Genomic DNA, 20,619 nt, shown 5'->3' on the forward strand with positions numbered 1-20,619 from the left:
CCCGATTAATGCAAAGGGATCACAAACTGGCCCGGTGTAATTCGCCAGGATTGCCATAATCGTTAATGACTTTAAACGTCAGCGTATTGCCATTGGTCCCATTCGGTAACGGGAAACGAACTGAGCCTGAAGGCATTACGTACGTGACATCATCAAGTTTTTTACCCCCGACCGTTATTTCATTGAAATTGATAACGTACGGCGTTGGGTTATTTACCTGCAGAGCATTTCCCGCACGATGCCAGGTTAATTTGTTGGTTTGTTCCTCAGGGGTAGACGCACGAAGGCTCTCTGGCCGATAAATAAGTTTAATGCGCGTTTTGACGGCAATTTGCAGCGAGTTCATCTGCTTTGAAGCTGATGGAATAGCTTTAATGTTCAGCCAGAATAAACTCTCCTGCCCCTGAGGCAGCGAGCCTGTCATGACAATACGCTCAAGGTTTTTTTGCCCGCCATCCAGCCGATACAGCGGAGGCGTAATAATAAAAGGCGCTTTACCGGATTGCCCATCCTGAACATCAATCCACGACTGGATTAAATAAGGAACGTCATCAGGATTGGTGATACTTATTGACGCTTCTTTTTTTGCCCCATCGAAAATAATGCGGGTGCCGCCAATAACTACTCCAGCACTGGCGGATGTTAACGTCAGCGATAACAGCGCCATCGCCAGGCCAGTTGTCGTTATAAAACGCATTTCAATACCTCATAAAACAAGGGGCCGGGAAGCCCCCTGCTAATTACTGCCAATGACTTAGTTGTAAACCACTGAGAAGTTCGCGACCGAGTTAGCCGGGCCCGCGGTCACGGACGCTGCGGTGGAGATATACTGCGCGTAGAAGTTCAGTGTATTATCAGCCGTACTGCTGAGCGCGTAGGTATAGCTGTTGCTGCCGTACAGCGGCAGATCGGCTTTATCTGCAGTCATCAGGTTAATCGCTACCCCTGTGGCCGCCCCCGCCACGGACGTATCAATCGCCAGCAGGCTGGCGTTGGTTAAATCCGGCGTACCGTCAAAACGGACTTTTGCATTAGTGACCGTCACAGGACAGTTTTTCAAAATAATATTAAACTGCGTCGCAGCCGTTCTGGCTCCCGCCGTCGGGAATTCCGTTTTATAATAATCGCCCAATACCACCACCTGGTTCTGTGATGCCACATCTACGTCGCAGGCAGAATCCAGAATATTTCCGTTAAAATTAACGGTACCTGCCGCTGCAAATGCATTGGTCATGGTGAGTACAGAACCTGCCGCTAACATTGCCATCATCATTTTTTTATTCATAATTCTCTTTCCTATATTACTTTATTTATTACCGATATTCAGTTGCAGAAACAAAACCCCTTTCGACGAATCAAAATTTATACAACTCTTTTTCTACGCACAATCGATTTTAGGGTCTAGCTGTAGACTCTCTTTTAACAAAAACAAAACAAATTACTTTGGAAATATCTTAACAATAAAGTCCCCGGTCTACTTTTAGACCTAAGTCAAAAATGTTTCAAATTCAACTAATTAACACTCATTAATAGGCAAGTCTATAATTAGACTCGACGAAAATATTCCCTGACTAACTGTTTTTTAAGATAATTCTTTATGTCGATCAAAAAATGATCGCATCAGTGTATGAGGCCTCTTATGAACACCCGTATTGCGCCCGTTTCAGGCAATGAAATAACAACAGTGCTTGGCGCTAAGCCTCTTAAGCACATTGAAAAAATAATCGATAATGTTTTGCCGCATACGGAAAGATGCATCATGGCTAAAGGTGAAGTCATCCATTATTATTCCGGTGATATCCGCCAGTGCTTTTTACTGTTACATGGCAGCGTGGCATTGCATCGTCGAGGTGACGGTATCGTCTTAAATTCCGAATCCGCACCTTTTATACTCGGCGTGAGCAGCCAGTTTTCTTCTGAGCACCTCTACGTCAGAGCGCTGGAAACTTCAGAGGTGGCTAGCGTTACGCTGGAGCGTTTTAATCACGTAGTCGCACAACAGAATTTATGGGAGTCCTTCTCGAACCTGCTGATCTATACCGCATCGCGCGTTTACGAACATTGTGCCCAGATATCGCAGATGTCGGCTTACGACATTATCCGCTTTCAGCTGGTAGAACTGATGCAGGAGCCGGAAGCCATAAGACAAAGCATTACCGCCGCAGCCTATATCAAAAGCCGCACCTATCTTTCACGCAGCGGCATTATGCGGATCCTGGCGGAGTTGCGGACGGGGAAATACATCACTATGGAGCGCGGCGTGCTAATCGAGATCCATCACTTACCCCGCAAGTACTGAGGCTGTTTTTATCTCTGGAGAAGGTGGAAAATAAGAGCGACACTATAGAAAGTACAGTCTCTTTCCAGGTTAACGCTATGTCTTCTGACAAACCATCGCATCGCGGCTCTCCCTATGCCCAGGAACTGATTTCCCACTTACAGCCGCACTGCGCCACGTATAAAACCGATCCCGGTGAGCAACTTGATCTCCAGGTTAACGGGCAGAGTATGTGTTATTTAATTCTAGAGGGCACAATCGCGATATACAGAAGAAGCGACGACATGATGCTTACCACCGCGCGCAGTCCCGCCCTGTTTGGTCTCGCTAATCTGACGGACATATATTTTAACGATTATCTCAAAACGGTGACGCCATGCCTGATCGGCGTGCTAGCAACCGATCGGGTGGCAGAAGTTATCAAAGAGAAGGCGTTATGGGGGCTGCTTTCTAATCATCTGATGTTTGTCTATAACCGCCTTTATCACAACGTCATGCCGAAAGGTGCGCCAACGGCTTACGAGATGATTCGTCAGCAGCTCATGATGCTGATGCAGGAAGATGACAGCTACCGACGCAGCGTGACGGCGGAAAGGTACATCCGGGATAAAACCCGGCTTTCCCGCAGCGGCGTAATGCGGATACTGGCTGACCTGAAAACGGGCGGGTTCATCGAAATGGAAGAAGGCCGGCTCATTAAAATTAACAAACTGCCTGCCAAATACTGATTTTCAGACACAAAAAAGGCCGCGCAGGCGGCCTTTTCTTCACTGCTCAATGGACGTGAACGCCCAACCGCCAGGCAAAGTAGATCTCTTCTTTCAGCTCGTTTGAAGAGAGCGCCAGCAAATCCGTAAATTCCAGCTCAAGTTGTTTCAGCTTTTTCAGGTACTGCGCCGGAGACAGATTGCTTTTATCGCGACGTAAATATTCAATTGCCAGCTGTGTTGGGGTTATTTCAGTATCCATGATGTCCTCGCTTATGTTCAAAACGTGACCAGTATATCACAATCAGGCGGCTAATTTTTGACCAAAAGCAAGACATTCGGAAACTTTACACAACGGCCGTCGTCAGTCTGGATGAACAACACAGGCGATCCTGCTCGTCCAGAATATCAATCTGCCACACCTGATGACGACTTCCGGCGTGCAGTGCGCGGCAAACACCGCGCACGCGCCCGCTGCGAACGGAGCGGATGTGGTTGGCATTGACCTCCAGCCCGACCACCTTCTGCTCCCCTTCCGTACACAGGTAACCCGCGACCGACCCCAGCGTTTCGGCCAGCACGACGGACGCGCCGCCGTGCAGCAGGCCAAACGGTTGATGAGTACGACTGTCTACTGGCATCGTCGCTTCAAGTTCGGTATCGCCAATGCGCGTAAACTGGATATCCAGCAAACCGACCATGTTTTCCGCACCCATGGCATTTAAGGCCTGCAGAGTGACCGCACGTTTCCAGATCATCCGATAATCTCCAGTAAAGCCTGCAAGGGATGGCGAACGCCGTTACCTTCCACCCGTTTCACCTGGCTGCGGCAGGAGTAGCCCGTCGCCAGACAGCGGTTACGCGGCAGGCGCTGCATTGCCTGGTGCCACGACAGCTCGTAAATGCCGAGCGAGTTAGCGTGGTTTTTGACTTCATGACCGTAGGTTCCGGCCATACCGCAGCAGCCCACGCTGACGCTTTCCAGCTTCGCGCCAAAGCGGGCGAAGATAGAAGCCCACTGGGCAGGCGCCGTCGGCAGCGCGGTCACTTCAGTGCAGTGCCCAAACAGGTACCAGGATTCTCCGCTGACCTCCTGAGGGGCCGTTTGCTTCAGCACCGAAGGCAGCCACTCATGCACCAGTAAGACCTGAAAATCACCGCGCTTATCGCCGAGCGTCTGCTTATATTCATCCCGGTAACAGAGCACCAGCGCCGGATCGACGCCCACCATTGGCATATCGAGCTGCGCCACGCGATTCAGGAAATCTGAAGTTTTCTGCGCGGTTTTCGCGAAGCGGGTCAGGAAACCTTTAATGTGCTGCGCCTTGCCGTTCGGCGAGAACGGCAGTACCACCGGCTGGTAGCCAATTTTCTCTGCCAGACGGACAAAATCAGCCACCACCTGCGCATCGTAATAGCTGGTAAACGGATCCTGCACCACCAGCACCACCTTCGCTTTCTGCTCAGGGCTTAATGCTTCCAGTTGTTCCAGGGTCATGTTCGCCGAGCGGTGCCCCACCAGCCGACGCTGGAGCGATGGCACCGACAGCAGCGGCAGATCCACCATGCCGATATGTTTTTCAGACAGTTTGCGCACCAGCGGCTGATTGATAAAGAAGTTAAAGGTTTTTGGCGCACGAGCCATTAGCGGCGCGTAACTCTCCACCGTTGCCACCAGATGATCGCGCATCGGGCGCAGATAACGCGTGTGGTACAGCTGGAGGAAGCGGGAACGGAATTCCGGCACGTCAATTTTAATCGGGCACTGGGTTGAACACGCCTTGCACGCCAGGCAGCCGGACATCGCCTCTTTCACCTCATGCGAGAAATCGTATTCGCCTTTATTCGCATGCCAGCTGTTGCGGGTCCGTTCGATGAGCCCGCGAAGGCTGGCGCGTTTTTCCGGCAGCTCCTGTTCCAGCTTGAGCGGGTCAATGCCGCGGTCAGCCAGCAGGCGCAGCCATTCGCGCACCAGCGTCGCACGTCCTTTTGGGGAGTGGATGCGGTTGCTGGTGATTTTCATCGACGGACACATCGGGCTTTTCACATCGAAGTTGAAGCACAGCCCGTTGCCATTGCACTCCATCGCGCCGCGCCAGGAAGCGCGAACCGCAATCGGAATTTGTCGGTCATAGGTGCCGCGCTTGACGGCGTCTACCTGCAACATCGGCGCATCAACGCCCTCTGGCGGGCAGATTTTACCCGGGTTAAGACGGTTATCAGGATCAAAAGCGGCTTTCACCTTACGCAGCTCGGCGTAGAGTTGTTCGCCAAAAAACGCCGGGCTGTACTCGGCGCGGAATCCTTTGCCATGCTCTCCCCATAACAAACCGCCATATTTGGCCGTAAGGGCCACGACTTCGTCGGAGATCTCCTTCATCAGGATCTCCTGCTGCGGATCACACATGTCCAGCGCCGGGCGCACGTGTAGCACACCCGCGTCAACGTGCCCGAACATGCCATAGCTCAGACCATGGCTGTCGAGCAGCGCACGAAACTCCACAATATAATCCGCCAGATGCTCCGGCGGCACGCAGGTATCTTCCGCAAACGGAATCGGCTTCGCCGCCCCTTTCGCGTTACCGAGCAGCCCCACCGCCTTTTTACGCATCGCGTAGATTCGCTCGATGCCGGAGAGGTCGTTACACAGCTGCCAGCCAATGACGCCGCCTTCCCCCTGTGCAATCAGCTCATCCAGACGCTGGCAGAGCGTGCTCACCTGGCTCTCAATCAGCTCTGCGTCATCCCCGGCGAACTCGACGATGTTCAGACCGAGCATCTCTTTATCCGGCACGTCGGTAATCAGTTCGCTCACCGAATGCCAGACAATATCTTCCCGGGCCAGGTTCAGTACTTTTGAATCAACGGTTTCCACCGACAGCGCCCGCGCCTCCACCATAAACGGGGCATTACGCAGCGCGGAGTCAAAGGAGTTGTATTTGACGTTCACCAGACGGCGCACCTTCGGCAGCGGGGTGATATCCAGACGCGCTTCGGTGATAAAGGCCAGCGTACCTTCTGACCCGGTCAGTACGCGGGTAAGATCGAACTGGCTCAGATCGTCATTAAAGACATGGCGCAGATCGTAGCCCGTCAGGAAGCGATTGAGCTTCGGGAATTTGTCGAGGATCAGTTCGCGATTTTCGCGGCAGCGCTCCAGCACGGTGCGATAAATCCGTCCGCTGGTGGTGCTCTCTTTTGCCAGCGTTTCAGCCAGTTCGACCGGCAACGGCTGGGTATCGAGAATATCGCCCCCCAGCAGCACCGCCCGCACACCCATGACGTGATCGGAGGTTTTGCCGTAGACCAGCGAGCCCTGCCCTGAGGCATCGGTGTTGATCATCCCGCCAAGGGTTGCGCGGTTACTGGTGGAAAGCTCGGGCGCAAAAAAATAGCCATACGGTTTTAAAAACTGATTCAGCTGATCTTTGATTACCCCCGCTTCCACACGCACCCACCCCTCTTCCGGGTTGATCTCAATGATGCGATTCATATAGCGGGACATATCAACGATGATGCCCTGGTTCAGCGCCTGCCCATTGGTGCCCGTCCCGCCGCCGCGCGGGGTAAAGACCAGGGAGCTGAAACGCTCCTGCGACGCCAGACGGGCGATGAGGGCCACATCGGCGGTAGAGCGCGGGAAAACGACGGCATCGGGAAGAAGCTGGTAAATACTGTTATCGGTTGCCATCGTCAGCCTGTCGGCATAATCGGTGGCGGTATCACCTGTAAAACCCTGTTGCTCCAGTGCCTGCAAAAAATTAAGCACCAGTTGAACGACGCCCGGTGCCTGAGAAATCTGTGGGATCATTGCTGTCGACCCTAATGAGAAGAGTGTGAAATCGTTTGCGTTGTGTCTGGAAAGTTTTATCACATTTTTTTCTTATGTGCTTCGTAGAATTACGGGCAAAATCCGCCTGTCAAAAATCGCTGAAATCACTAATGATTAGAGAGATGCGGTTTATATTCCCATCAGCCTTGCTGGTGTTCATTTAAGGAAAGTTTCGTTTATGGTCAATCTTCGTCAGCCCAGGGATGTCGCACAGATACTGCTGTCGGTGCTGTTCTTAGCCATTATGATTATTGCGTGTCTGTGGATTGTTCGTCCTTTCGTGCTCGGATTTGCCTGGGCCGCGACCGTCGTGGTCGCAACCTGGCCTTTACTCTTACGTTTGCAGAAACTGCTGTTTGGTCGCCGCGGCCTTGCCGTGCTGGTGATGACGCTGCTGCTGTTCCTGCTGTTTATTATTCCCATTGCGCTGCTGGTTAACAGCCTGGTTGACAGCAGCGGCCCGGTTATTCGCGCGGTCACCAGCGGTGACATGACGCTGCCGGATCTCGCGTGGCTGAACAGCATTCCTGTTGTGGGCGCAAAACTATACAGCGGCTGGCACAGCCTGCTGGAGATGGGCGGTAGCGCCCTGATGGCCAAAGTGCGCCCGTACATCGGCACAACCACCACCTGGTTTGTCGGGCAGGCTGCGCATATTGGTCGCTTCATGATGCACTGTACGTTGATGCTGGTCTTCAGCGCCCTGCTGTACTGGCGCGGCGAGCAGGTTGCGCTGGGGGTACGCCATTTCGCCACCCGGCTGGCAGGTAAACGCGGCGATGCGGCCGTGCTGCTGGCAGCCCAGGCCGTTCGCGCGGTAGCGCTCGGCGTGGTGGTCACAGCGCTGGTGCAGGCTGTGCTTGGCGGCATCGGGCTGGCTGTTTCCGGCGTACCTTATGCCACTATTTTCACCGTTGTCATGCTGATGACCTGTCTGGCACAGCTTGGTCCGCTGCTGGTGCTGGTTCCCTGCATTATCTGGCTTTACTGGACGGGGGACACGACCTGGGGCACGGTGCTGCTGGTATGGAGCTGCGTGGTGGGCACCATGGATAACGTGATTCGTCCTCTCCTCATCCGCATGGGCGCTGATCTGCCGCTGATTCTGATCCTGTCCGGGGTGATCGGGGGGTTGATTGCCTTCGGCATGATTGGCCTGTTTATCGGTCCGGTGCTGCTTGCGGTAACCTGGCGTCTCTTCTCTGCCTGGGTGCATGAAGTGCCGCCACCCGGAACCGATCCGGACCTCATCTTAAGCGAACTTGAAGAGCTGGAAGATAAGAACGCGCAGTAATAACCTTTGCCGGGTGGCGCTAGCGCTTACCCGGCCTACACTCTTCGCAGGAATACTTAAACGTTGCTAAACTATTTATTCTCTGCGCACTGGTCAGACCCGCTTTTTCATGCCTAAAACCGTCATTCTCTTCAAGAAATCTTTACCTCCCTTTAACTATTGAGACGAATCCGATCGACTCATAAAGTTGGCATGCCTACTATTAAGACACGGTTATAAATCAACACCTTGATTTATAAGCATGGAAATCCCCTGAGTGAAACAACGAATTGCTGTGTGTAGTCTTTGCCCATCTCCCACGATGGGCTTTTTTTTTATTTACCTTATGCTGAGCGCACAGGATTTAGGCGTGTTTTAAACGAAAGAACCGTTCATTACAGACGGATGAATAGCGATGAAAGAGTTTTACTGTTTAGTTCCATTCGTCATAAGCATATGCCATTTCACTATCAACTGAATATCTTTCTCGTACCGCCAGGTGTCCCTTTTACTCTGAATTATTAGTAGCCTCTGCCCGTTCATCAGCGCGAGCACGTTCACGTTGTAATGAGCATCACCACGTTTAAGGCGGCTGACCACTGCAGGAGCAGCGCCTGCACCTTTTTCTTCTGTCAATAATAGTTATGTGGGTTATTTTCCCGCCATAAGAAAAAAGATAAACGTCAAGGCAAGCACAGTAAATGATATAACAGCCAAACTGGCGTTCCTAAAAACGCCATCATTTAGCTTTATCTTTTATACTTTTTTCAACCTGAGCATGAAGATTCATGCAGTTTATATACCCTTCTCTACGCGCTGCGTTGACTTCCGTAGCGTGTCTTAACTCCATTGCTAACAACTTATCTTCCATGACAGAAAGGCGATAAATCAGGGCGCACACAATCATTAAAAGAATAATGAATAACACCGAAATATCTACAACCACTTAACCTCTCCAGTTACTTATTGAATCCTGAGTTCTGACGCTATGCACTGTAGGTCTTCGTTTTCCCTGCATTGCGTTGTCATATAGCCGTTGCACAGGGAACTTAAATCAGACAGAGTCCGTATCTTCATTTAAATTTCATCTTTTATAGCTCATCAAACCTATCAGGCTATCTGGCGCAGTCCTGCAACCAGCAGACGGTGAGGAGTAGCTATATCAGTTCCAGGCTCAGAGCAAGGCGGCTAAGACTATTCTTATGCGAACTATTTTTTTAAGTTATTAGTGCTTTGTAAGTTCATTTTCCTCTTTTGATTGCTTGAAAGAGGACTCGCCTTTGTGGCCAGGCGAGTCCTGAATATTAATTTTTACAAATTTCACTCCTACTCAACATCTGCCATTCCCCCTCCAGCACCCGCGTCTCCCCGCTCACCTGCACGTTCACCACCTCGCGAATATCCGCCGAGGACGCGCCAACCTGTAGCTCAAATTCACCTGGCTCGACAATTCGCTTCCCGTCCCGGCGGGTGAAATTAAACATCTCCACCGGCAAGGTAAAGGTCAGGGTGGCGGTTTCTCCCGGTGAAAGCGTAACGCGTTGAAACGCTTTCAGCTCCTGAAGCGGACGAACCTGCGTCGCGACTTTGTCACGCACGTACACCTGTATTACTTCGCTGCCGCTGCGCTCCCCGATGTTACTGACATCGACGCTTAACACCACCTCTCCGTCGACCGGGACGTGGCTTTCAGCGAGACGCGCCGCACTCCAGCGAAACTGCGTCCAGCCAAGACCGTAACCGAACGGGTAAAGTGCGCCGAAATGGAACGCAAACGGCGTGCCGCCGCTTTTCAGCTTGTGGTTATAGTAGTACGGCATCGCCCCGGCGTTTTTCGGCACGCTGACTACCAGCCTGCCCTGCGGCTCCGCGCGGCCGGTTAAGATATCGGCAATCGCCCAGCCCCCTTCCTGCCCCGGCGCCCAGGCCATCATCAGCGCGGCCACCTTCTCTTCCAGCCCCTGAAGGTTATAAGGACGCCCGCCCGTCATGACGACAATTACCGGCTTGCCGGTTGCCACCAGCTCCTCCAGCAGCTGTTGCTGCACGCCCGGCAGATTCAGCGAATCGGTATCCGATCCTTCCCCCACGGTGCCGCTCTGGAATAGCCCGGCGAGGTCGCCCACGCAGGCCACCACCACGTCACTCTCTTTTGCCGCGCTCACGGCTTCGGGGATCAAATCCGTGCGTTGTGAAACCGGCGATTGCTGCATCGGTTTACCGCCGCTGTCGCCCGGGAACACCGGCGCACCCGCCATCCGTTTTTCGATAATGTGGCACCCTTTGGCGTAACGTATCTGCGATGCACCAAGGTACTGTTCCAGCGCCGCGCGCGGGGTTGTCACCTGCGAGGTCTCTTCAACCATATCGCTGATGATCAGGTGAACCGGGAAGCTGTAGCCGCTCAGCAACGCCAGCGGATCGTCCGCCGTCGGCCCCACTACCGCTACACGGGGTTTTCCGCCGAGGGGCAAAATGCCGTTATTTTCCAGCAGCGTGATCGATTTTGTTGCCACCTCGCGCGCCACCTGCCGGGTCGCCTCATTCTGCAAATCGATACCTTTTTCGTCGGCGTACGGTTTTTCAAACAGCCCGAGACGGAATTTTTCACTTAGCACGCGCGCCACAATCTCATCCACTTTCGCCATTGAGATAAGCCCACGCTCTACCGCTTCCGCCAGATGACGCGCGCAGTCATCCTTCGGCAATTCCACGTCCAGCCCGGCGTTAAACGCCAGCGCCGCCGATTCTGCTGGATCGTGAGAAATCCCGTGGTGCTGGTGCAGCAGGCTGACGCCGCCGTAATCCGCGACAATAATGCCGTCGAAGCCCCACTGATCACGCAGCACGGTGGTGAGCAGGAAATGGTCGCTGTGCCCTGGCTGATTATCGATGTCATGATAGGCTGGCATCACCGAACCGGCGTTGGCCAGCTTCACCGCCATCTCAAACGGTAGCAGGAAGGTATCGTTTAGCTCGCTGAAACCCAGATGGACCGGCGCATGATTGCGCGCCCCTTCGCTGAAGGAGTGCCCCACGTAATGTTTCAGGGTCGCCAGCAGATCGCGCTTATCGCCCTGCAACCCCTTCACGTACGCCGTCGCCATCACCCCTACCAGCCACGGATCTTCCCCAAAGGTCTCTTCCGTCCGTCCCCAGCGCACATCGCGCGAGACATCCAGCACCGGGGCCAGCCCCTGCTGGCACCCGACAGACCGGGCCTCGTTGCCAATCTGCTCCGCCGCGCGCTGCACCAGCGCCGGGTCCCAGGTGGAACCGTAGTTCAGCGACGACGGGAACAGGGTTGCATCTTTGCACAGCAGCCCCACCAGACACTCCTCATGAAACAGCGCCGGAATGCCGAGCCGGGTCTCCTCCATCATCATACGTTGCAGGCGGTTAGCGGCACGCACGCCGGTTTTTGCATCAACAATGTGCGTGCCGAGCGGACGGGTGATCTGCCCGACGCCCAGCTTCAGCCTTTCGCTGAGGGACGCCTGTTCGCTCACGCCAGCGAACTCATCGCTCAAATCGCTGCGCTCGCGGTGGTTGCCGTGTTCATCGAGGATCAGCCAGTACGCGTGCATCTGGGCAAATTTCTCTTCCGGCGTCATACGCGCCAGTAAATCAGCGACACGCTCGTGTACGGGACGTCCCGCGTCCTTGTAGATCACAGTCATGGTTTACTCCTGTAGTGCGGATTGGGTTACCGGGCTGAGCTGCCCCGCATCGTTTCGAATGTCTCGCTTGCTGGCCAGCTCACGGGCAATGGAATCCACCAGTCGGCTGTTGAGTTTGTAGATAGCAAGGAGCGCCACCATGCAGAGGAACAGCGCGCAGGGGATCAGGGTGAACAGGGCATTGATGGTTGCGAGGACGTGAGGCGCCTGGTTTGCCTGTCCGGGCGCGTAATCCACCATGCCCAGCACCCAACCGACCACCGCCCCACCCAGCGCCAGCCCAAACTTGATGGCAAACAGGGCGGTAGAAAAGACCAGCCCGTCCAGACGGCGGCCGCTGCGGTGTTCTTCGTAGTCCACTACATCGGAGAACATGGTCCATTGCAGCGGCGTGGTCAGGTTCTGAATAAAACTAAACACAATATTCAGACCAAATATCAGCCACACCTGCGAAGGAGGAATGAAGAAAATCAACGCGCCAAAAATAACGAAAGAAATAATGGTCCATTGATAGGCACGTACGCGATCAAATTTCCCCAGCAGGCGTTCAGATAATAATGCGCCGCTTAAGGATGCCACCATGCCGGAAACAATAAAGGCAAAGACCAGTTCAGGACGTAACAGAACATAGTTAACGTAATACATGGTCGCAGAGCCACGCGTCACGACGGCGGTTAACAGTAAAATATTAAACAGAAAAACAATTCGCCACTGGCTGTTGGCGGACAGCAGTTTTAAATCCGTCAGCATCGAGCCGGAGGTGTCATTGCGTGGCGAGTAACGCTCCCGGGTCATAAAGAAGCAGCAGAAGAATAAAACAATACCCAGCAGTCCCATCAGGCTCATGGCATAGAAATAACCTTTTTGCACATTCCCCTGACCTAATAATGAGACCAGCGGCAGCGCGATGACCGTTACAATCAACCCGCCGATAAACGACAGGCCAAAGCGCCAGGATTGCAGCGAGTGGCGCTCGCGCGGGTCGAGCGTCAGCGCGCCGGGCATGGCGCAGTATGGAACGTTAATCGCGGAGTAGATCAGGCTCAGGATGGCATAGGTTACACAGGCATAGACAATTTTCGCCGTCTGCCCGGCATCCGGTACGTAGAAGGTAATCAGGCAGCTCACGCCAAACGGAATGGCAAACCAGAGCAGCCAGGGACGAAAACGACCGTGGCGGGTCTGAGTGCGGTCCACCAGCGCGCCAATGCACGGATCGACAAACGCATCGATCACGCGCACCACTAAAAACATGGTGCCCATAATGGCCGCCGGCAAACCGAATACGTCCGTATAGAAATACGCGAGAAATAACGTTGCCGTTTGCCAGACCAGCGCGCTGGCCATGTCACCCAGGCCATAACCTATTTTATCTTTGGTACGTAATACAGAGGAGATTGTCATTGTTATTTGCCTTTTTTTCAGGTTAAAACGTATTTCAACCAGTCGCGCATCATCCCGACGGATGTACGCGGTAAGGCTCAAGTATTAGCAACGCCCTGCCCACTAACAATTGTCTAAATTAACAGATAAATTATGATATTTGGTTTTTTGCTTTATTTGTGATGGTGAGCATATTCGCAGGAAAATAAAAAAGGCGAGGACAGATATCCTCGCCTTTTTCAGGTTATGCAGGTTTTACTTGTTCAGCTCTGCCAGGCTCAGCCAGGTTTGCACCACGGTGTCCGGGTTCAGGGAGAGGCTATCAATCCCCTCATCCATCAGCCAGGCCGCAAAGTCTTCATGGTCAGAAGGACCCTGCCCGCAGATCCCGACATATTTACCCTGTTTCTTCGCCGCACGGATGGCCATGGAGAGCAGCGCTTTCACCGCCTCGTTACGCTCATCAAACAGCTCAGAGACGACGCCGGAGTCGCGGTCCAGGCCGAGCGCCAGCTGCGTCATATCATTCGAACCAATGGAGAAGCCGTCGAAGTGCTCCAGGAACTGCTCGGCCAGCAGGGCGTTGGACGGAATTTCACACATCATGATGATCTTCAGCCCGTTCTCGCCGCGCTTCAGCCCCTGACGCGCCAGCTCATCCACCACCGCTTTCGCCTGATCCACGGTACGGACGAACGGGATCATGATTTCCACGTTGGTCAACCCCATGTCGTTGCGCACGCGTTTTACCGCCTCGCACTCCAGCGCGAAGCAGTCGCGGAAGCTTTCCGACACGTAGCGTCCGGCGCCGCGGAAGCCCAGCATCGGGTTCTCTTCTTCCGGCTCGTAGCGTTCGCCGCCCACCAGGTTGGCATATTCGTTGGACTTAAAGTCCGACAGACGCACGATCACGCGTTTCGGGTAGAAGGCCGCGCCGAGCGTGGCGATGCCTTCCGTCAGACGACCGACATAGAACTCTCTCGGCGAGTCGTAACCCTTCATCATCTCGCGGATTTCGTTTTGCAGCTTCGCGTCCTGGTCGTCAAACTCCAGCAGCGCGCGCGGGTGAACGCCGATCATGCGGTTGATGATGAATTCCAGACGCGCCAGGCCCACGCCTTCGTTCGGCAGGCAGGCGAAGTCAAACGCGCGATCCGGGTTACCGACGTTCATCATGATTTTCAGCGGCAGGTCCGGCATGGTATCCACGCTGGAGCTCTTCACGCTGAAGTCGAGGATATCGGCATACACGTAACCGGTATCGCCTTCGGCACAGGAGACCGTCACGTTCTGGTCGTCCTTCATGCGTTCGGTCGCGTCACCACAGCCGACTACCGCCGGGATCCCCAGCTCACGGGCAATGATAGCCGCGTGACAGGTACGGCCACCGCGGTTGGTGACGATAGCAGCCGCTTTCTTCATGATCGGCTCCCAGTCCGGGTCGGTCATGTCGGTCACCAGCACGTCGCCAGGCTGAATACGATTCATCTCGCTGATGTCGTGGATCACTTTCACCGGACCGGCGCCGATGCGGTGGCCGATTGCGCGGCCTTCCGCGACAATTTTGCCCTGCGCGTGCAGGGTGTAGCGCTCCATGACCTGACCGCGCGAACGGACGGTTTCCGGACGCGCCTGCACGATAAACAGCTTGCCGGTGTGTCCGTCTTTGGCCCACTCGATGTCCATCGGACGGCCATAGTGTTTTTCAATCTGCACCGCCTGCTTCGCCAGCTCTTCCACTTCGGCGTCGGTGAGCGAGAAGCGATCCCGCTGCTCCAGCGGCACATCTTCAATGGTGACCTGCTTGCCATGCTCTTGCGTCGGGGCATAGATCATGCGGATTTTTTTCGAGCCCATGGTGCGGCGAACCACTGCCGGACGGTTAGCCGCCAGCGTAGGCTTGTGCACATAGAATTCGTCAGGGTTCACCGCCCCCTGCACCACCATCTCGCCCAGACCCCACGCGGAGGTGATTAACACCACCTGGTCGAAGCCAGATTCCGTGTCGATAGAGAACATCACGCCGGAAGAGCCCACGTCGGAGCGCACCATGCGCTGTACGCCTGCGGAGAGCGCGACGCCGCGGTGGTCATAGCCCTGATGCACGCGATAGGAGATGGCGCGGTCGTTGAACAGGGAAGCAAACACATGCTTCACCGCCACCAGTACCGCCTCGTAACCCTGGACGTTGAGGAAGGTTTCCTGCTGTCCGGCGAAAGAGGCATCCGGCATATCTTCCGCGGTAGCGGAAGAGCGCACGGCAAAGGAGGCCTGCGCGTCGTCAGCGGAGAGCTGGTTGTAGGCGTCATGGATGGCTTTTTCCAGTTCCGGCTGGAAAGGTGTGTCGATAATCCACTGGCGGATTTGCGCGCCGGCTTTGGCAAGCTCGGTGACATCATCAATATCCGTTTTATCCAGCAGGTCGTAAATGCGCTGGTTTACACCGCTCTGGTCTAAAAACAGGTTAAACGCATCGGCGGTTGTGGCAAACCCGTTTGGTACGGAGACACCCATACCGGACAGATTTGTAATCATTTCACCCAGGGAGGCATTTTTGCCCCCAACTCTGTCTACATCATTCATGCCGAGTTGGTTATACCAAAGCACCAGCGGTGACGAGCCATTGTTGGACATCGAAACAATCCTTTTGTGATATTTGATCGGAGTAAGAAACACCTGACTACGTATTTATACTGGCATATTTATTTCCGCTAAAAAAACGGTGAATCGTGTAAGCAATTTAAATTTTCAACTTTTCGGACAGTTTCCCCGCACTCGCTAACCCGATGATTCCTATAGATTCCGGCAAAAACCATAGAAATAACGCCGCTAATCAGAAAATGAAATCCACTTTTCAGGAAAATCAAAAACACCATTTCATTTTAAATTCAGATAAGTTCTTTGCTGTGCAATTAACTTTTTTAATTTATGCTTTCAGGCAATTACGTACGCTATTCAGGGTGGATAAAATGGATAATGCTGTCGATCGCCACGTTTTTTATATTTCTGATGGGACGGCGATTACCGCCGAGGTGCTGGGTCACGCGGTGATGTCGCAGTTTCCCGTGTCGATAAACAGCATCACGCTGCCGTTCGTGGAAAACGAGAGCCGGGCCAAAGCGGTCAAGGACCAGATCGACGCCATTTACCAGCAGACCGGTGTTCGTCCGCTGGTGTTCTATTCCATTGTGATCCCTGAGATCCGCAACATCATTCTGCAAAGCGAGGGCTTCTGTCAGGATATCGTGCAGGCGCTGGTTGCACCCTTGCAAAGCGAGCTGAAGCTCGACCCGACGCCGATCGCTCACCGTACCCACGGGCTGAACCCCGGCAACCTGACCAAATACGATGCGCGTATTGCCGCCATTGACTACACTCTGGCGCACGACGACGGGATCTCGCTGCGCAATCTGGACCAGGCGCAGGTCATTTTGCTAGGCGTGTCGCGCTGCGGTAAAACCCCCACCAGTCTTTACCTGGCAATGCAGTTTGGCATTCGCGCCGCCAACTACCCCTTTATTGCCGATGATATGGACAACCTGGTGCTGCCTGCCGCGCTCAAGCCGCTTCAGCATAAGCTGTTTGGGCTGACCATCAACCCGGAACGACTGGCGGCGATCCGCGAAGAACGTCGCGAGAACAGCCGCTACGCCTCAATGCGCCAGTGCCGAATGGAAGTCTCCGAAGTCGAAGCGCTGTACCGGAAAAATCAGATCCCCTGGCTGAACAGTACCAACTATTCAGTAGAAGAAATTGCCACCAAGATCCTCGATATCATGGGACTGAATCGCCGCATGTACTAATATGCTAGTACATTAATCCAGTTTCAGTTATTATCATGCCATCCTCGGGACGACGTGCCCCGAACTTGAAATCAGCAGGGATTGGTTTAAGGTGATGCCCATCACTTCCCGGTAGTCTGCCGATGAAGCAAAAAATTTCTGAGACATTCCATGAACAAAACCGACGAACTGCGCACCGCGCGCATTGATAGCCTGGTCACCCCGGCTGAACTTGCCCGGCTGCACCCCGTTTCCGCCGAGGTGGCGGACCATGTGACGGCCTCCCGTCGCCGCATCGAAAAAATTCTCAATGGTGAAGACAAACGTCTTCTGGTAGTAATTGGCCCCTGCTCCATCCACGACCTGGACGCGGCGATGGATTATGCACAACGCCTTCAGACGCTGCGCGGCACGTATCAGGATCGCCTGGAGATCGTGATGCGTACCTACTTTGAAAAACCGCGTACCGTCGTGGGCTGGAAAGGATTGATATCCGATCCCGATCTGAACGGTAGTTACCGGGTGAATCACGGCATTGCGCTGGCGCGCAAGCTGCTGTTACAGGTTAACGAGCTGGGCGTGCCGACCGCTACCGAATTTCTGGATATGGTGACCGGACAGTTTATTGCCGACCTCATTAGCTGGGGCGCGATTGGCGCGCGTACCACCGAAAGCCAGATCCACCGTGAAATGGCGTCGGCGCTCTCTTGCCCGGTGGGCTTCAAAAACGGAACGGACGGCAATACCCGCATCGCCGTTGATGCCATCCGCGCGTCACGCGCCAGCCATATGTTCCTCTCCCCGGATAAAAACGGCCAGATGACCATCTACCAGACCAGCGGCAACCCGTTCGGACATATCATTATGCGTGGCGGTAAAAAACCGAATTACCATGCAGAAGATATTGCCGCCGCCTGCGAAACGCTGGCGGAATTTGACCTGCCGGAGCATCTGGTGGTGGATTTCAGCCACGGCAACTGCCAGAAACAGCACCGCCGCCAGCTGGACGTCTGCGATGAAGTCTGCCAGCAGATCCGCAGCGGCTCGACCGCCATTGCAGGAATTATGGCGGAGAGCTTTATCAAAGAAGGCACGCAGAAGATCGTCGCCGGACAGCAAATGGTGTACGGCCAGTCGATCACCGACCCGTGCCTGAGCTGGGAAGACAGCGAACGGCTGCTGGAGAAGCTGGCTTCAGCCGTGGACACGCGCTTTTAAAATCCTGCCGGGTGACGCTGCGCTTACCCGGCCTACGGTACGTGTCCTTCTCCCTCTCCCCATGGGAGAGGGTCGGGGTGAGGGCATCAGACCGCACCTCTCCCCCAAATTTGATCCCCTCACACAATTTTCATAAAAACGCTTGCCGTGAATTTGCAGTTTATTGATAATGATTATCATTGTTACATTGATTGTTATTTATAAACATTATGTCACCGACCGATAACAGCGCGGCAACGCCAGTAAAAACACACACAGCGCCGTCCCCTGCTCCCACCGATCGCCGAATCGACAGCAAAAGCCTGTTGGGTGAGGAGGGACGGGTCATTATCGAGCATGACGGCCAGCACTACCTGCTGCGCCAGACCAATGCCGGAAAACTGATCCTGACTAAATAATCCAGACAACACATTCGCCAGCCACCCAGGTGATCCCCAGGCAGCCAGCGCTTTTCAATTCTTATGGAGAGTTGCTATGCCACACCTGCAATCCGCGTCTTTACGCCCGTCTCTTCTGGCGCTGGCAATTGTCAGCACCCTGCCGGGCGTTGCGTTTGCCGCCACAGACGATATCACCGTTACCGCCACCGGCAACGCCCGCAGCGCCTTCGAAGCCCCCATGATGGTAAGCGTGATTGACGCCACCGCGCCGGAAAACCAGACCGCCAGCTCCGCCGCCGACCTGCTGCGCAAGGTGCCCGGCCTGACGCTGGACGGCACCGGGCGCACCAACGGTCAGGACGTTAACCTGCGCGGTTACGACCGACGTGGCGTGCTGGTGCTGGTGGATGGCGTACGCCAGGGCACCGATACCGGACACCTGAACAGCACGTTCCTCGATCCGGCGCTGATCAAACGTATCGAAGTGGTACGTGGCCCTTCCGCCTTGCTGTACGGCAGCGGCGCGCTGGGCGGCGTAATTTCATATGACACCGTCGACGCCAGCGATCTGCTGGACGCAGGTAAAAATAGCGGCTATCGCGTATTTGCTACCGGTGCAACGGGCGATCACAGCATCGGGATGGGCGCCAGCGCCTATGGCCGCACCGATACCCTGGACGGTGTGGTCTCCTGGTCCAGCCGCGATCGCGGCGACATTCGCCAGAGTGACGGCGCGAGGGCGCCAAACGACGAATCCATCAACAATATGCTGGCGAAAGGCAGCTGGAAAATTGATCCGGCTCAGACGCTGAGCGGCTCCCTGCGCTACTACAACAACGACGCGCAGGAGCCGAAAAACCCGCAGACCACGGATGCCAGCAGCAGTAACCCGATGACCGATCGTTCCACCATTCAGCGCGATGCCCAGCTTGGCTACCGCATTGCGCCAGCCGGAAACGACTGGCTGAACGCCGATGCGAAAATTTACTGGTCCGAAGCGCGGATCAACGCCCAGAACATCGACGCCAGCGGCGAGTTCCGTAAGCAGACCACCAAAGGCGGCAAAGTGGAAAACCGCACCCGCCTGTTCAGCGACTCCTTCGCCTCGCACCTGCTGACCTATGGCGGGGAATACTACCGTCAGGAGCAACACCCTGGCGGCGCGACCACCGGCTTCCCGGACGCTAAAATCGACTTCAGCTCCGGCTGGTTGCAGGATGAGATCACCCTGCGCGACCTGCCGGTAACGCTTCTCGGCGGGACGCGTTACGACAACTACCGCGGCAGCAGCGACGGTTACGACGACGTGGATGCGGATAAATGGTCATCACGCGCCGGGTTAACCGTGAGTCCAGCCGACTGGCTGATGCTGTTCGGCTCTTACGCCCAGGCCTTCCGCGCGCCAACGATGGGCGAAATGTATAACGACTCAAAGCACTTCTCTATCGGCAGCTTCTACACTAACTACTGGGTGCCGAACCCGAACCTGCGTCCGGAGACCAACGAAACCCAGGAGTTCGGTTTTGGGCTGCGTTTTGACGATCTGCTACTCGCCAACGACGCGCTGGAGTTCAAAGCCAGCTACTTCGACACCAAAGCAAAAGATTACATCTCTACCACCGTCGATTTTGCGGCGGCCACCACCATGTCCTATAACGTACCAAATGCCAAAATCTGGGGCTGGGACATGATGGCGACCTACTCGACCAGCCTGTTCAACCTCGACGTGGCCTACAACCGCACGCGCGGGAAAAATACCGACACGGGTGAATATATCTCCAGCATCAACCCGGACACCGTCACCAGCAAGCTGGATATCCCGGTGGCGCAAAGCGGCTTCTCCGTGGGCTGGATCGGCACCTTCGTCGAACGTTCAACGCACATCAGCAGCAGCTACAGCGAGCAGCCTGGCTACGCAGTAAATGATTTCTACGTCAGCTATAAAGGCCAGCAGCAGTTCAAAGGCGTCACCACCACCCTCGTGCTGGGGAACGCCTTCGACAAAGCCTACTGGTCACCGCAGGGCATCCCGCAGGATGGCCGCAACGGCAAGATCTTCGTCAGTTATCAATGGTAATTCCCTTCG

General features: G+C 54.7%; 16 protein-coding genes and 1 other RNA gene. 8 read left to right on the forward strand and 9 right to left on the reverse strand.

What is annotated here, in order from left to right:
- Nucleotides 1-19 precede the first annotated feature (19 nt).
- Both IM282_RS04275 and IM282_RS04280 read right to left on the reverse strand, forming a co-directional pair.
- On the reverse strand, nucleotides 20-697 hold the full coding sequence (locus IM282_RS04275; protein WP_022647862.1) for a molecular chaperone: 678 nt from the start codon (nucleotides 695-697) through the stop codon (nucleotides 20-22).
- 57 nt (nucleotides 698-754) lie between these two features.
- The gene (locus IM282_RS04280; RefSeq protein WP_063163265.1) at nucleotides 755-1,285 is read right to left on the reverse strand and encodes a fimbrial protein; all 531 of its coding nucleotides are present in this window, start codon (nucleotides 1,283-1,285) and stop codon (nucleotides 755-757) included.
- Nucleotides 1,286-1,639: 354 nt separating this feature from the next.
- On the opposite strand from IM282_RS04280, the gene IM282_RS04285 reads away from it, so the two are divergent.
- On the forward strand, nucleotides 1,640-2,299 hold the full coding sequence (locus IM282_RS04285) for a winged helix-turn-helix transcriptional regulator (RefSeq protein WP_022647860.1): 660 nt from the start codon (nucleotides 1,640-1,642) through the stop codon (nucleotides 2,297-2,299).
- Between the two features lie 77 nt (nucleotides 2,300-2,376).
- A complete protein-coding gene (locus IM282_RS04290; RefSeq protein WP_108367686.1) occupies nucleotides 2,377-3,006 on the forward strand; it encodes a helix-turn-helix domain-containing protein in 630 nt (209 codons plus the stop codon).
- 46 nt (nucleotides 3,007-3,052) lie between these two features.
- Here the strand turns inward: IM282_RS04290 and IM282_RS04295 are convergent, their stop codons facing one another.
- The 3 genes from IM282_RS04295 to IM282_RS04305 form a co-directional block, all read right to left on the reverse strand.
- Nucleotides 3,053-3,247: a YdiH family protein gene (locus tag IM282_RS04295; RefSeq protein WP_003857766.1), complete on the reverse strand. Its 195-nt coding sequence runs from the start codon at nucleotides 3,245-3,247 to the stop codon at nucleotides 3,053-3,055.
- Between the two features lie 85 nt (nucleotides 3,248-3,332).
- Nucleotides 3,333-3,743 (reverse strand): 1,4-dihydroxy-2-naphthoyl-CoA hydrolase, encoded by a 411-nt coding sequence (menI, locus tag IM282_RS04300; RefSeq protein ID WP_022647858.1) that lies wholly within the window; start codon nucleotides 3,741-3,743, stop codon nucleotides 3,333-3,335.
- On the reverse strand, nucleotides 3,740-6,796 hold the full coding sequence (locus IM282_RS04305) for an FAD-binding and (Fe-S)-binding domain-containing protein (protein ID WP_023305977.1): 3,057 nt from the start codon (nucleotides 6,794-6,796) through the stop codon (nucleotides 3,740-3,742). Before IM282_RS04305 ends, menI begins: the two co-directional genes overlap by 4 nt.
- Nucleotides 6,797-6,995: 199 nt before the next feature.
- On the opposite strand from IM282_RS04305, the gene ydiK reads away from it, so the two are divergent.
- Both ydiK and rprA read left to right on the forward strand, forming a co-directional pair.
- Nucleotides 6,996-8,111: an AI-2E family transporter YdiK gene (gene ydiK, locus IM282_RS04310; RefSeq protein WP_022647856.1), complete on the forward strand. Its 1,116-nt coding sequence runs from the start codon at nucleotides 6,996-6,998 to the stop codon at nucleotides 8,109-8,111.
- A gap of 209 nt (nucleotides 8,112-8,320) precedes the next feature.
- Nucleotides 8,321-8,428, forward strand: an RNA gene (rprA, locus tag IM282_RS04315) — antisense sRNA RprA.
- A 401-nt stretch (nucleotides 8,429-8,829) separates the two neighbouring features.
- Here the strand turns inward: rprA and IM282_RS04320 are convergent.
- From IM282_RS04320 to ppsA, 4 genes are all read right to left on the reverse strand, one after another.
- Nucleotides 8,830-9,036 (reverse strand): hypothetical protein, encoded by a 207-nt coding sequence (locus IM282_RS04320; RefSeq protein ID WP_022647855.1) that lies wholly within the window; start codon nucleotides 9,034-9,036, stop codon nucleotides 8,830-8,832.
- Between the two features lie 358 nt (nucleotides 9,037-9,394).
- Nucleotides 9,395-11,770 carry a glycoside hydrolase family 3 N-terminal domain-containing protein gene (locus IM282_RS04325; protein ID WP_192970175.1) on the reverse strand — a complete coding sequence of 792 codons (2,376 nt, stop codon included), beginning with the start codon at nucleotides 11,768-11,770 and terminating at the stop codon, nucleotides 9,395-9,397.
- A 3-nt stretch (nucleotides 11,771-11,773) separates the two neighbouring features.
- A complete protein-coding gene (locus IM282_RS04330) occupies nucleotides 11,774-13,174 on the reverse strand; it encodes an MFS transporter (protein WP_192970176.1) in 1,401 nt (466 codons plus the stop codon).
- Between the two features lie 234 nt (nucleotides 13,175-13,408).
- A complete protein-coding gene (gene ppsA, locus IM282_RS04335; protein ID WP_192970177.1) occupies nucleotides 13,409-15,787 on the reverse strand; it encodes a phosphoenolpyruvate synthase in 2,379 nt (792 codons plus the stop codon).
- 335 nt (nucleotides 15,788-16,122) lie between these two features.
- Between ppsA and ppsR the strand changes: the two genes are divergently transcribed.
- The 4 genes from ppsR to IM282_RS04355 all read left to right on the forward strand — a co-directional run bounded on the left by ppsR (nucleotide 16,123) and on the right by IM282_RS04355 (nucleotide 20,610).
- Nucleotides 16,123-16,956, forward strand: coding sequence for a posphoenolpyruvate synthetase regulatory kinase/phosphorylase PpsR (gene ppsR / locus IM282_RS04340; RefSeq protein ID WP_017384644.1), 834 nt, complete (start codon nucleotides 16,123-16,125; stop codon nucleotides 16,954-16,956).
- Between the two features lie 150 nt (nucleotides 16,957-17,106).
- Nucleotides 17,107-18,153 (forward strand): 3-deoxy-7-phosphoheptulonate synthase AroH, encoded by a 1,047-nt coding sequence (gene aroH, locus IM282_RS04345; RefSeq protein ID WP_023299917.1) that lies wholly within the window; start codon nucleotides 17,107-17,109, stop codon nucleotides 18,151-18,153.
- 209 nt (nucleotides 18,154-18,362) lie between these two features.
- Nucleotides 18,363-18,551: a hemin uptake protein HemP gene (gene hemP / locus IM282_RS04350; RefSeq protein ID WP_022647850.1), complete on the forward strand. Its 189-nt coding sequence runs from the start codon at nucleotides 18,363-18,365 to the stop codon at nucleotides 18,549-18,551.
- 76 nt (nucleotides 18,552-18,627) lie between these two features.
- Complete coding sequence (locus tag IM282_RS04355) at nucleotides 18,628-20,610, forward strand: TonB-dependent hemoglobin/transferrin/lactoferrin family receptor (protein WP_192970178.1); 1,983 nt, start codon at nucleotides 18,628-18,630, stop codon at nucleotides 20,608-20,610.
- Nucleotides 20,611-20,619 lie beyond the last annotated feature (9 nt).

The organism is Enterobacter cloacae complex sp. P29RS, assembly GCF_014893445.1.
In the GTDB taxonomy this organism is placed as follows: Bacteria; Pseudomonadota; Gammaproteobacteria; order Enterobacterales; family Enterobacteriaceae; genus Enterobacter; species Enterobacter intestinihominis.

Excerpts from the sequence above, each read along its gene's own strand:
- IM282_RS04275 (WP_022647862.1), bottom strand. The coding sequence starts at position 697 with ATGCGTTTTATAACGACAACTGGCCTGGCGATGGCGCTGTTATCGCTG.
- IM282_RS04280 (WP_063163265.1), bottom strand. The coding sequence starts at position 1,285 with ATGAATAAAAAAATGATGATGGCAATGTTAGCGGCAGGTTCTGTACTC.
- IM282_RS04285 (WP_022647860.1), top strand. The coding sequence starts at position 1,640 with ATGAACACCCGTATTGCGCCCGTTTCAGGCAATGAAATAACAACAGTG.
- IM282_RS04290 (WP_108367686.1), top strand. The coding sequence starts at position 2,377 with ATGTCTTCTGACAAACCATCGCATCGCGGCTCTCCCTATGCCCAGGAA.
- IM282_RS04295 (WP_003857766.1), bottom strand. The coding sequence starts at position 3,247 with ATGGATACTGAAATAACCCCAACACAGCTGGCAATTGAATATTTACGT.
- menI (WP_022647858.1), bottom strand. The coding sequence starts at position 3,743 with ATGATCTGGAAACGTGCGGTCACTCTGCAGGCCTTAAATGCCATGGGT.
- IM282_RS04305 (WP_023305977.1), bottom strand. The coding sequence starts at position 6,796 with ATGATCCCACAGATTTCTCAGGCACCGGGCGTCGTTCAACTGGTGCTT.
- ydiK (WP_022647856.1), top strand. The coding sequence starts at position 6,996 with ATGGTCAATCTTCGTCAGCCCAGGGATGTCGCACAGATACTGCTGTCG.
- IM282_RS04325 (WP_192970175.1), bottom strand. The coding sequence starts at position 11,770 with ATGACTGTGATCTACAAGGACGCGGGACGTCCCGTACACGAGCGTGTC.
- IM282_RS04330 (WP_192970176.1), bottom strand. The coding sequence starts at position 13,174 with ATGACAATCTCCTCTGTATTACGTACCAAAGATAAAATAGGTTATGGC.
- ppsA (WP_192970177.1), bottom strand. The coding sequence starts at position 15,787 with ATGTCCAACAATGGCTCGTCACCGCTGGTGCTTTGGTATAACCAACTC.
- ppsR (WP_017384644.1), top strand. The coding sequence starts at position 16,123 with ATGGATAATGCTGTCGATCGCCACGTTTTTTATATTTCTGATGGGACG.
- aroH (WP_023299917.1), top strand. The coding sequence starts at position 17,107 with ATGAACAAAACCGACGAACTGCGCACCGCGCGCATTGATAGCCTGGTC.
- hemP (WP_022647850.1), top strand. The coding sequence starts at position 18,363 with ATGTCACCGACCGATAACAGCGCGGCAACGCCAGTAAAAACACACACA.
- IM282_RS04355 (WP_192970178.1), top strand. The coding sequence starts at position 18,628 with ATGCCACACCTGCAATCCGCGTCTTTACGCCCGTCTCTTCTGGCGCTG.